Raw genomic sequence first — 12,226 nt, forward strand, 5'->3', positions numbered from 1 at the left:
TTAATTTCAAAAATAACTTTCTATTTGTTCGTTTTTAATGAAAATACCTGCTTAAATGTGTACATTTTGTTGCGAGTCTGTCTCCATTCTGCTCAAATATTAAGAATTTTATTTTTTCTCTTGAAAATTAGGTTATAATCCAGTAAAGTTCTGTTATTAACCAAACAAGGAGTGTACCACTTTGACACAACGTGCATACAATTTCAACGCAGGTCCATCTGCTCTACCACAAGAAGTATTAGAAAATGCTCAACAGCAATTAGTAAACTTCCGTGATTCAGGTATGTCCATTATGGAAATGAGTCACCGTAGTGCCATTTTTGATGAAGTACATAACGAAGCCATTACTTTATTAAAAAAACTTTATGCTATTCCTGAAAACTATGAGGTACTATTCTTACAGGGTGGAGCAAGCCTTCAGTTTACAATGGTGCCTATGAACTTCTTAACAACTGAGCAAAAAGCTAGCTATGTATTATCAGGCTCATGGTCTGAGAAAGCTTTTAAGGAAGCTAAATTATTTGGGACACCTGTTGAAGCTGCAAGCACAAAAGAAAACCAATACCGCAATATTCCTGCTTTAGAAGATATTCAATTCAATGAAGATGATGCATATGTTCACATCACATCCAATAATACGATATATGGTACGCAATGGAAAAACTACCCTGATACAGGAAATGTTCCATTAGTGGCAGATATGTCAAGTGACATCCTATCAAAACCCGTTGATATTGAAAAGTTCGGAATCATCTATGCTGGTGCTCAAAAAAACCTTGGTCCTTCAGGTGTAACGGTCGTAATTATTCGCAAAGATTTACTTGAAAAAGCCAATAAAAATATTCCGACGATGCTAAAGTATACAACACATGCTGATAGTAATTCACTTTATAATACACCTCCAACATTTGGGATCTATATGCTAGGCGAGGTGTTAAAATGGGTTGAAGCTAAAGGCGGCGTAACAGAAATTGAGAAACATAATGAATTAAAGGCCAAAGTCATTTATGATGCCATTGACAATAGTAATGGCTTCTACAAAGGCCATGCCACACCAGAAAGTCGTTCTTTAATGAACATTACATTCCGTGTTGCAGATGAGGAGCTGGAAAAATTATTCCTTGTAGAGGCAAAGGCAGCAGGTTTTGTTGGGCTAAATGGACATCGTTCTGTAGGTGGTTGTCGTGCTTCCACTTATAATGCAGTGCCCCTTGAGGCATGTGAAGCTTTACGAGATTTCATGGTAGATTTCCAACAAAAACATCAATAAACTTCTATTTAAAAGATGAATCTTTACAGAAATGTAAAGATTCATCTCAGACTGTAGACAAAAGCCCTCGAGAAGTTCACTCTCAAGGGCTTTTATCATTTTTCTTCCTATGTCGTCTTGATATTTGGTCATACATTACCAAATCCAACATACGCTTCGAGCATAGTTGCTCTCTTAAGCTACTTGCCACGTCCAAGTAGCCAGTTTCTTTAAATTCATGGCAGCAAAAGTAAGCATCGCCTGCATGGACAATTTTTTCAGACCTCTTAAGGTTGTCCATCGCATACCATGCTTTTCTTTTGCATCGGCAAAGACACGCTCAATCGTTTCTTTGCGCTTTGCATAGATTTGTTTGATGTCATAGGAATGGCGTAAATGTTCAGCTTCCTCCACATACGACTCCCAGATATGGCGTTGAATGAGTTTTTGATGATGCTTACTTTCTGTACACTGGGAAAGGCTTGGACACTTCGCACAAATCAAAGGATTCGATTTATATTGCCGATATCCTTCTTTCGTCGTTGTTGCATACTTCAATATCTGCCCTTGTGGGCAAAGATAACAATTATAGTGCTCGTCATATATATACTCGTGCTTTCGGAAGAATCCATCTTTCGTTTTAGGACGTGTATACGGAAGAACAGGCAACATTTGATTCTCTAATAAAAAGTTCGTAATCGCTGGTGTTTTATAGGCTGCATCTGCCGCAACAGCGATTGGTTTTTGAACGTTTTGAATGACTCTTTCAACAAGTGGCTGCAATACATGGCTATCGTGCACATTTCCCGGAGTCACAATGGCACCTAAGACAAAGCCCTTTTCATCTGTCGCTGCATGAAAAGAATACGCAAACTGTTTCGTACGTTCATCCTTCACGTAATACCCACTTTCAGGATCTGTCGTGCTTTCCTTTATTTCTTTCCATTCTTCTTTTTCAAATTTCTCCGGGGAAAAGGGCTTTTTTCCATGTTCCTCACGATCAATATTTAACTCTAATTGAAGTTTCTCTTCATAAGCCCGTGTTTCTTTTCGCACAACTTTTTTATCATACTTTCGTTTATTCGCACTCGCTTTCACATGCGTAGAATCGATAAATAAATGGTCTGCATGGAGGAGTCCTTGATGCATAATCTCTTTTAATATACGATAGAATATCTGCTCAAATATATCAGTGTCTTGAAAGCGACGGACATAATTTTTACCAAAGGTAGAGAAATGCGGAACTTCTGTATGGAAGCCAAATCCTAAAAACCAACGATACGCCATATTCGTTTCAATTTCTTTGATGGTTTGACGCATGGACCGTATACCAAAAACGTACTGAATAAACGTCATTTTAAAGAGAACAACAGGATCAATACTAGGACGCCCATTAGGTGAATAGAGATGTTCTACTAAAGGATAGATAAATGAAAAATCAATAGCCGCCTCTAGTTTTCGTACTAAATGATCTTGGGGAACTAATTGATCAATCGTTAACATTTCTAATTGTTCACGTTCATTGATTTGATTTTTCGTCATCATGGTTAATCACCTCGAAAGTGTACTTTTTATCAATAGATGAATAAGGAATTCTTTATGTAGGAGTTGATTGGAACGAAGGGTGGCGACTCCTGCGGGAAAAGCGGGAAAGTCGAGATCCTGGACTGAGCGAAGCGAGGGAAGCAGCTCGACCCCGCCCGCGGAAAGCGTCCGCCCGTAGTGGAAATCAACGGCTTTACTTTATTTTATTGTAAAAGAAAAAAGACTGTAGACAAAAGCCCTCGAGAAGTTCACTCTCAAGGGCTTTTATCATTTTTCTTCCTATGTCGTCTTGATATTTGGTCATACATTACCAAATCCAACATACGCTTCGAGCATAGTTGCTCTCTTAAGCTACTTGCCACGTCCAAGTAGCCAGTTTCTTTAAATTCATGGCAGCAAAAGTAAGCATCGCCTGCATGGACAATTTTTTCAGACCTCTTAAGGTTGTCCATCGCATACCATGCTTTTCTTTTGCATCGGCAAAGACACGCTCAATCGTTTCTTTGCGCTTTGCATAGATTTGTTTGATGTCATAGGAATGGCGTAAATGTTCAGCTTCCTCCACATACGACTCCCAGATATGGCGTTGAATGAGTTTTTGATGATGCTTACTTTCTGTACACTGGGAAAGGCTTGGACACTTCGCACAAATCAAAGGATTCGATTTATATTGCCGATATCCTTCTTTCGTCGTTGTTGCATACTTCAATATCTGCCCTTGTGGGCAAAGATAACAATTATAGTGCTCGTCATATATATACTCGTGCTTTCGGAAGAATCCATCTTTCGTTTTAGGACGTGTATACGGAAGAACAGGCAACATTTGATTCTCTAATAAAAAGTTCGTAATCGCTGGTGTTTTATAGGCTGCATCTGCCGCAACAGCGATTGGTTTTTGAACGTTTTGAATGACTCTTTCAACAAGTGGCTGCAATACATGGCTATCGTGCACATTTCCCGGAGTCACAATGGCACCTAAGACAAAGCCCTTTTCATCTGTCGCTGCATGAAAAGAATACGCAAACTGTTTCGTACGTTCATCCTTCACGTAATACCCACTTTCAGGATCTGTCGTGCTTTCCTTTATTTCTTTCCATTCTTCTTTTTCAAATTTCTCCGGGGAAAAGGGCTTTTTTCCATGTTCCTCACGATCAATATTTAACTCTAATTGAAGTTTCTCTTCATAAGCCCGTGTTTCTTTTCGCACAACTTTTTTATCATACTTTCGTTTATTCGCACTCGCTTTCACATGCGTAGAATCGATAAATAAATGGTCTGCATGGAGGAGTCCTTGATGCATAATCTCTTTTAATATACGATAGAATATCTGCTCAAATATATCAGTGTCTTGAAAGCGACGGACATAATTTTTACCAAAGGTAGAGAAATGCGGAACTTCTGTATGGAAGCCAAATCCTAAAAACCAACGATACGCCATATTCGTTTCAATTTCTTTGATGGTTTGACGCATGGACCGTATACCAAAAACGTACTGAATAAACGTCATTTTAAAGAGAACAACAGGATCAATACTAGGACGCCCATTAGGTGAATAGAGATGTTCTACTAAAGGATAGATAAATGAAAAATCAATAGCCGCCTCTAGTTTTCGTACTAAATGATCTTGGGGAACTAATTGATCAATCGTTAACATTTCTAATTGTTCACGTTCATTGATTTGATTTTTCGTCATCATGGTTAATCACCTCGAAAGTGTACTTTTTATCAATAGATGAATAAGGAATTCTTTATGTAGGAGTTGATTGGAACGAAGGGTGGCGACTCCTGCGGGAAAAGCGGGAAAGTCGAGATCCTGGACTGAGCGAAGCGAGGGAAGCAGCTCGACCCCGCCCGCGGAAAGCGTCCGCCCGTAGTGGAAATCAACGGCTTTACTTTATTTTATTGTAAAAGAAAAAAGACTGTAGGCAAACTCAAAATTCATTGAGTTTGTCTACAGTCTGAGATGAATCTTTACAGAAATGTAAAGATTCATCTTTTTTTCGCGCTTGTAGAAGGAAATCAGAAATCTATTCCCATACCATTAGCTTGATTAGATGTTTATAGCAATATTTCAGCTTAGGGCTTTACACATTGCAAAAGTTTTTGAGAAAAATATAGATTTTTAAGCAGCCTATCGGACATATCGCCAGCCTCTAGCTATGCACCAAACATAGATTATTACTGTAAGGGTTACCCTTACGAAACTAGAGGAAGGGAGGTCTAGACAATGGAAGATAAAAGATATATGTCACATATGAACTGGCAAGGCTGTAAATGTCCTAAAAAAGAGGAAAAATGCTGTCAACGTAAAGTTGAAAAATGCCATTGCCAAAAAGAGGAAAAATGTCACTGTAAAAAAGAAGAAAAATGTACACCAAGAATGAGCAGCAACTGTAGAGGCTGTATTTGTCACCAATTAAGAAAATTAGAGCTAGCTACTACACTAGATATCTTCTTATCTGGAGGTATTAGCTTCTTAGGTGTGACTTTCATTTCCTTCGATCCAAGAAATTGCTGTGCATACTTCCTTGAGCCAGGTGCAGCAGCTGCTTCTCCTTTAATTGTAGATTGCAATAAAATTGTTGCGATTCGTCGAGTGGCAGTAGCTTAATCCTTTTAGAGGGTAGCCTTCTATTGGCACCCTCTTCTTACATAGAAAAAAACTCTGTCAACATTTAATGTGACAGAGTTTCATGCTTACAATCAGGACATTTACCGTATATTTCAAACTTATGATTTTCAATTTCATAATCAGGCAATTTTTCACCTAACATTTCCATTGGACAAAGATTAAGCTCTTTGACGTTGCCACAGTCCATACAGATAAAATGATGGTGATGATGCGCAGATTCACAGTGCATACGGAAATTACGTTCCCCTGATAGCTCTGTTTCTTCTAATATCCCAAGTTTCACAAAAGTAGCAAGGTTACGATAAATAGTATCAAAACTCATTCCCGGAAAATCTTTTTTTAAAACATCCAATAAATCACGGGCTGTTAGATATTTATCTGTTGCTGCAAACATATCTAATATTAACTCCCGTTTATCTGTTTTTTTATAGCCATTTTCCTTTAATATTTCCCACGCTCTTGAAATATTCATTGCGCTACCTCCCCCTGCTTTGCAGCTATTTTAAAGGCTACTTTCTTCCCTAGGATTACAAGTAACAAAATCAGAATAGAAGTGACAACAATCGTGCCTCCTGGCGCTAAATCCATATAAAATGCGCTAATTAGACCAATTAGTACAGCTGTTTCTCCAAAAACAATGGCATAAATGATGGTTTGCTTAAAGCCCTTTGCTAAGCGCATTGCTGCTGCAACAGGCAATGTCATTAGAGATGATACAAGTAAAATACCAACTATGCGCATACTTGCCGCAATGACAAGCGCTGTGACAATCATAAATAAAAGATGAACCCAACGAGCTGGAAGTCCACTAGCTTTTGCATATTCCTCATCAAAAGACAAAACAAATAATTCTTTAAAAAATAAAAACAAAAAGATTATCACAATGGCAGCAATGCCAATCACTACCCATAAGTCTTGACGAGATACAGCCGAAACTGAGCCGAATAAATAACTCATTAAATCTGTGCTAAAACCACTGGCAAGTGAAATAAAGATGGCGCTAATCCCAATACCACCTGACATGATAATAGGAATGGCAAGCTCCTCATAGTGCTTATACAAACGTCTTAAACGCTCAATCAAGACAGAGCCACTCACAGAGGCTAGTATTCCTAGATAAATAGGATTGAGCATTGCTAAGGCTGTTACTGATTGACTAATGTATAAGCTCCCAGCAATTCCAGCAAGTGTTACATGCGACAAAGCATCCGCAATCAAGGATAGCCTACGTACAACAATAAACACACCTAGCAGGGGCGCAAGTATGCCAATTAATAATCCAGAGAAAAAGGCATTTTGTAAAAATTCATAATGTAAAATTGCTTCAATCATATGCCTGCTCCTTCTAATGAATCTTTCTCACGGAATGGCCATACCAAGCGTCTAGCGCATCCTGAGAAATATTATCAAATTCATTTTTATAGCCGTGGAAGTGAATCGTTTGATTCAAACATGCCACATGGCTAATACGATTCGATACCGTATCGACATCGTGTGTGACAAGAATCATCGTAATTCCTTGTTCCCGATTTAATTTCGCCAGCATATCATAAAATGACTGCACATTCTCGTGATCAATGCCGACAGTTGGCTCATCTAAAATGAGCAGTTTGGGATCACTGACTAAAGCTCTTGCAATAAAAACACGTTGTTGTTGTCCACCAGATAGTTCTCCAATGTTGCGATTCATATAAGCATCCATACCAACTGCCTTTAAAGCTTCTTGAACTTTGTCTTTGGCATCTCGGCCAGGTCTTTTAAAAAGCCCTAATTTTTTCGTTAATCCACTTTTCACGACCTCTTGCACGGTTGCCGGGAACCCAGAATTAAAGGCATTGGATTTTTGCGAGACATAGCCAATCCATTCACGGTGCTTAAAATTTGCACTTGGTTCACCAAATAATTTTATGTCTCCGGATAAAGGTTTCAGCAAACCTAAAATAATTTTTAATAATGTTGATTTTCCCGAACCATTTGGGCCGAGAAGTGCTAAAAAATCTCCCTCTTCTACACGAAAAGAAATGTTTTTTAAAACTTGCGTATAGTCATATTGAAATGACACATTTTCAATGTCAATAAGTGTTGTTTTCATGCATGATCGCTTCTTTCTAATTCAAAATCATTACGATTTACAAATTGTAAGTATAAAGGAAAGTGCAGTTTTTGTAAAGAAAAGAAGATGGATGCTTTTTCGAATAGCTGATTGCAAGTGTATAAATGATTTCGTGAAAATTAATGAGATAAAGGAGGATTGACTTTGAGTATTCAATTTTTACAGCAATTAGCACAAAGCACGGATAAGGAAATTGTCGCGATTGCTCGTGAAGAAGGCTTTAGCATTACGACTTCTGAAGTAAAAAAACTTCGACCTTATTTGGAGCAATTCTCATTTTCTTGGCTATTTTTAGGGATTCCTAAAGATATTCTTGTTGAAGTGGAGGCCGTTTTAGGAAGAAAGCGCTCTCGTCAACTCATCGCCTTGTTTACAAAATAAAAAAAGCCCGAAATCAGAACTAGCCTGATTTCGGGTTATTTCTGTTAGCCTTTTAAAGCTTCAATATGCTCAGGTTTAAAAGTACCGCTTCGTAACATATCGATTTCCACTTTATACGGAGCTACCTTAGATTTAGCGTCACTCTTGAGAGGGACAAAGGGTGTTTCTAAAATTTTAGGAACATCCATTAATTGTGGATGGTGTACGACATAGTTAAGGGCATCAAACCCAATATGACCAAAGCCAATATTTTCGTGACGATCCTTACCTGCACCGCGCACATTTTTGGAGTCATTGATATGCAATACTTTAATGCGTTCCACGCCTATCATTTTATCAAATTCGTTTAATACACCATCAAAATCTTCCACGATATTATAGCCAGCATCATGTGTATGACAGGTATCAAAGCATATAGAAAGTCGCTCGTTATTCGTTACACCATCAATAATTTTAGCAAGTTCTTCAAAGGAACGTCCACATTCTGTTCCCTTCCCTGCCATGGTTTCTAATGCAATTTGAACGGGATAGTTCTGAGATAATACCTCATTCAAACCTTCAATAATTTTAGCAATACCAGCATCAGCACCAGCTCCTACATGGGCACCAGGGTGTAAAACAATTTGCGTTGCCTCCAGTGCAGCAGTACGTTCAATTTCCGATTGTAGAAAATCTACACCGAGACGGAATGTTTCTGGTTTTTCCGTATTGCCAATATTAATAATGTAAGGTGCATGTACAACAATATTGGTCATCCCATGCTCTTTCATATGCAGGAGTCCATTCATAATGTTTAAGTCAGCAATGGCTTTGCGACGTGTATTTTGCGGTGCTCCAGTATAAATCATAAATGTATTGGCTCCGTATGACAGTGCCTCTTTACTAGAGCCAAGTAGCATTTCTTTCCCGCTCATCGAAACATGTGAGCCAAGTAACATGTAAAAGCCCCCTTATTTTTTACCGCGTGCCTTTAAGCGACGTTCACGTTTTTTAATTTTTTCCATTTCCCACTTCATATTACGTTTATAGCCAGGTTTTACCTTTTTAGGCTTACGTACCAACGCTTTTGCTTTCACATCAATTTCATTCTCTTGCTTCACACGATTTTTACGGGCATGACGCTCTTTTAACTCTGACCATTCGCCATCTTTTACATCTTTTTGCACAAAAGGAATGCCCATTTTTTCTACGCGCACTACTGCATCCTCGTCTGATGGCTCAAATAAAGTAATGGCTGTCCCTTTATTGCCTGCACGCGCTGTTCGACCAACGCGGTGAATAAAGAATTCTAAGTCTTCTGGAATCTCGTAGTTAATAACATGAGAAATGCCTTGGATATCAATACCACGAGCAGCTAAGTCAGTTGCTACAATGTATTGGTAGTCAAGATCACGGATTTGCTTCATCATTTTTTTACGATCACGTGGACTTAAATCACCGTGAATTTGGCCACAACGGATACCATGCTCATTTAAGTAGCCAGCAACATGTTCTGCTGTTTTACGTGTGTTGGTAAAGATAACAGCTAAAAAGGGATTAATGCCCTCAATGACTTCTAATAAACGTTTATTACGCGATTTTGAGCGCACTGGTACAAGTACAAAATCGATGCCTTCTGCCACTGGTCGTTTATCATTCATATGGACATGCACTGGCGCTTCCATATATTTCTTTAAAAATGGCTGAAGTTTTTCTGGAATTGTTGCAGAAAAAACATACATTTCAAGCTTTTCTGGCATCTGGGAAGCAAATCCATCAATCTCTTCAATGAAGCCCATATCAAAAGCTAGATCCGCTTCATCGACAACTAAAATTGGTGCTGTATGCACAAATAACGCTTGTGCTGAAACAAGGTCACGAATACGACCTGGTGTCCCAACAACAATTTGTGGCTGTGTTTTTAATTTATCAATGGAGCGTTGTTTGTCCGTACCCCCAATAAATAGTTTTGCTTGAATAGCAGTTCCTTCTATTAATTGATTTAATGCATCAAAAATTTGCTGTGCTAACTCTCGTGTAGGAGAAGTAATAACGGCCTGTACTTCCTGTTTTTCTACATCAATACGTTGAACAATTGGAATTAAAAAACTATGTGTTTTCCCTGTTCCTGTATGTGCCTGTCCAATAGCACTTTTCCCTTTTAATAAAAGCGGAATAATTTCTTTTTGAATTGGTGTCGGTTCTGTAAAGCCAAGATTTGCAATGGCGTCCTGCAAAAATGGCTGAAAATTATAATCAGTATATTTTGACATCATTCGTTCCTCCTAACATCTTTTTCATTGTACCATGATTCGAACTTTAAGGTATATTTACGTCCTATTTCTTACTAGCATAAACATATTTTTAATGTTTTATTATCACCGTAACAAAGCCCTTATCAAAGGTACTTGAAATACGCAGAATATGCAATCAAAAAAGCGCTGTAACAATGTTCGAAAACGCTTGTAATATGTAATTTTTATGTCAATTTATAGGGAACTAATGATTAGCAGATTCCCCACATGTTATGATAGAGCTGTAAGATATTATGGGAGGTTGGTAGATTATGAAAGCAGCAAGATGGTATAAAGCAAAAGACATCCGTGTAGAAAACATTGAAGAACCAGTCATCGCACCTGGAAAAGTAAAAATCAAAGTACATTGGACAGGGATTTGTGGTAGTGATTTACATGAATACGCAGCTGGGCCAATCTTTATTCCAGTGGAGCAACCTCACTATGTAAGTAAAGACATAGCACCTATTGTAATGGGACATGAATTTTCAGGTGAAGTAGTTGAAATTGGCGATGGTGTTACATCTGTTAAAATCGGTGATCCTGTAGTAGTAGAACCAATCCTTGCATGTGGCGAATGTGCTGCCTGTAAAAAAGGTAAATATAATATTTGTAAACATTTAGGTTTCCACGGTCTTTCAGGCGGTGGCGGAGGATTCTCCGAATATACAATGGTAGATGAGAAAATGGTTCACAAAATGCCAGAAGGGCTTTCTTATGAGCAAGGAGCACTTGTAGAACCAGCAGCAGTCGCTCTACATGCCGTGCGTCAAAGTAAATTAAAAGCCGGTGACAAAGCTGCCGTCTTTGGAACTGGACCAATCGGGCTTCTTGTCATTGAAGCATTACGTGCAGCAGGCGCAGCAGAAATCTATGCTGTAGAGCTTTCAGCAGAGCGTGCCGCAAAAGCTTTAGAACTTGGTGCAACAGCCGTTATTAACCCTAAAGATGAAGATGCCGTTGCGCGTCTACATGAATTAACAAATGGTGGTGTAGATGTTGCCTTTGAAGTAACGGGCGTTCCTGTGGTATTACAACAAGCTATTGACTCAACAACTTTTGAAGGTGAAACAATCATCGTGTCGATTTGGGAGTCTACAGCTGCTATCCAACCGAACAATATCGTTCTATCAGAACGTACAGTCAAAGGAATTATTGCCTACCGCGATATTTTCCCAGCCGTAATGGAGCTGATGACACAAGGTTACTTCCCTGCAGACAAGCTTGTTACGAAACGAATTGCTCTTGATGAAGTGGTAACAGAAGGCTTTGAAGCATTAATGAAGGAACGTAATCATATTAAAATTCTTGTAAATTCTCAAGCATAAAATACGATCAGGTAGAGAATAAAGCATTTCTCTACCTGATTTTATAGTTATTATTCTTGTCTATTATCCATTTTTTTCATGATAGTTAAATTCGCCATTAGAACGTTCACTTTATTTTCTCCAAAGATTCCTAGTGTTCGTTTCTCCGTATTTTCTTCAATGATTTTTTCAATCTCTTCTTCTGAAAGACCGCTTGCTAGGGCAATGCGCTTCACTTGAATGTTTGCAGCCTTCACACTAATATGTGGATCCAGCCCTGAGCCAGAAGCTGTCATTAAATCTGCAGGTATATCTTGGCGTTTTACTGTTGGGTTTGCAAGTAGAAACTTCTTGATATCTGCTTCAATTCGCTTCTTCAATTCTGGATTAGATGGTGCATAGTTAAAAGTTCCAGAAGTCACACCACTATAATTTAACTGACCATTTTTGTCTGGTACCGTATCATCCTCAGTATAAACATTATAATGAATGGCTGAAACACGTCCCCAGAAATATGATGGTGCTGAAAAGGATTGACCGATCAGTTCTGAACCAACAGCTTTACCATTGATTTCTAGTAAACTACCATTTGCTTGATGATGGAGTAATCCTTGAGCTAAAGCAGTCACCGCAAAAGGGTAGATTAGCCCACACAGTATAAACATTGTTATTGTAATAAGAATTGCTTGCTTTAAGTTCATAAATAGTTTTCGCATGTACCTTCCT

Annotated in this window: 12 protein-coding genes; 4 read left to right on the top strand and 8 right to left on the bottom strand. The window is 38.5% G+C overall.

What is annotated here, in order from left to right:
- Positions 1–181: 181 nt before the first annotated feature.
- Positions 182–1,270, top strand: coding sequence for a 3-phosphoserine/phosphohydroxythreonine transaminase (gene serC / locus L6W14_RS14750; protein WP_131520577.1), 1,089 nt, complete (start codon positions 182–184; stop codon positions 1,268–1,270).
- A 174-nt stretch (positions 1,271–1,444) separates the two neighbouring features.
- Here the strand turns inward: serC and L6W14_RS14755 are convergent, their stop codons facing one another.
- Together L6W14_RS14755 and L6W14_RS14760 are read right to left on the bottom strand one after the other, a co-directional pair.
- Positions 1,445–2,794, bottom strand: coding sequence for an IS1182-like element ISBsp5 family transposase (locus tag L6W14_RS14755; RefSeq protein WP_237898043.1), 1,350 nt, complete (start codon positions 2,792–2,794; stop codon positions 1,445–1,447).
- Positions 2,795–3,140: 346 nt separating this feature from the next.
- Complete coding sequence (locus L6W14_RS14760) at positions 3,141–4,490, bottom strand: IS1182-like element ISBsp5 family transposase (RefSeq protein ID WP_237898043.1); 1,350 nt, start codon at positions 4,488–4,490, stop codon at positions 3,141–3,143.
- Positions 4,491–5,021: 531 nt separating this feature from the next.
- Here L6W14_RS14760 and L6W14_RS14765 point away from each other — a divergent pair.
- Entirely contained in the window at positions 5,022–5,405 is a 384-nt protein-coding gene (locus L6W14_RS14765) for a hypothetical protein (RefSeq protein WP_048392221.1), read from the top strand.
- A 64-nt stretch (positions 5,406–5,469) separates the two neighbouring features.
- Here L6W14_RS14765 and L6W14_RS14770 read toward each other — a convergent pair whose 3' ends face one another.
- From L6W14_RS14770 to L6W14_RS14780, 3 genes are read right to left on the bottom strand one after another with little or no spacing between them, the layout of a single operon-like run.
- Positions 5,470–5,898: a Fur family transcriptional regulator gene (locus L6W14_RS14770; RefSeq protein ID WP_004227247.1), complete on the bottom strand. Its 429-nt coding sequence runs from the start codon at positions 5,896–5,898 to the stop codon at positions 5,470–5,472.
- On the bottom strand, positions 5,895–6,758 hold the full coding sequence (locus L6W14_RS14775) for a metal ABC transporter permease (protein ID WP_131520576.1): 864 nt from the start codon (positions 6,756–6,758) through the stop codon (positions 5,895–5,897). Before L6W14_RS14775 ends, L6W14_RS14770 begins: the two co-directional genes overlap by 4 nt.
- A gap of 13 nt (positions 6,759–6,771) precedes the next feature.
- Complete coding sequence (locus tag L6W14_RS14780) at positions 6,772–7,518, bottom strand: metal ABC transporter ATP-binding protein (protein ID WP_131520575.1); 747 nt, start codon at positions 7,516–7,518, stop codon at positions 6,772–6,774.
- A gap of 165 nt (positions 7,519–7,683) precedes the next feature.
- Here L6W14_RS14780 and L6W14_RS14785 point away from each other — a divergent pair, with 165 nt between their 5' ends.
- On the top strand, positions 7,684–7,920 hold the full coding sequence (locus L6W14_RS14785) for a Nif11 family protein (RefSeq protein ID WP_004227236.1): 237 nt from the start codon (positions 7,684–7,686) through the stop codon (positions 7,918–7,920).
- A 44-nt stretch (positions 7,921–7,964) separates the two neighbouring features.
- Here the strand turns inward: L6W14_RS14785 and L6W14_RS14790 are convergent, their stop codons facing one another.
- Entirely contained in the window at positions 7,965–8,858 is an 894-nt protein-coding gene (locus L6W14_RS14790) for a deoxyribonuclease IV (protein ID WP_131520574.1), read from the bottom strand.
- Between the two features lie 12 nt (positions 8,859–8,870).
- Entirely contained in the window at positions 8,871–10,172 is a 1,302-nt protein-coding gene (locus L6W14_RS14795) for a DEAD/DEAH box helicase (RefSeq protein WP_048392216.1), read from the bottom strand.
- Positions 10,173–10,465: 293 nt separating this feature from the next.
- Here L6W14_RS14795 and L6W14_RS14800 point away from each other — a divergent pair, with 293 nt between their 5' ends.
- Positions 10,466–11,521 (top strand): 2,3-butanediol dehydrogenase, encoded by a 1,056-nt coding sequence (locus tag L6W14_RS14800; protein WP_131520573.1) that lies wholly within the window; start codon positions 10,466–10,468, stop codon positions 11,519–11,521.
- A 50-nt stretch (positions 11,522–11,571) separates the two neighbouring features.
- Here L6W14_RS14800 and kdpC read toward each other — a convergent pair whose 3' ends face one another.
- The gene (gene kdpC, locus L6W14_RS14805; RefSeq protein ID WP_115674097.1) at positions 11,572–12,216 is read right to left on the bottom strand and encodes a potassium-transporting ATPase subunit KdpC; all 645 of its coding nucleotides are present in this window, start codon (positions 12,214–12,216) and stop codon (positions 11,572–11,574) included.
- Positions 12,217–12,226: the final 10 nt, after the last annotated feature.

The organism is Lysinibacillus sp. ACHW1.5 (assembly GCF_022014815.1).
Classification (GTDB): domain Bacteria; phylum Bacillota; class Bacilli; order Bacillales_A; family Planococcaceae; genus Lysinibacillus; species Lysinibacillus capsici.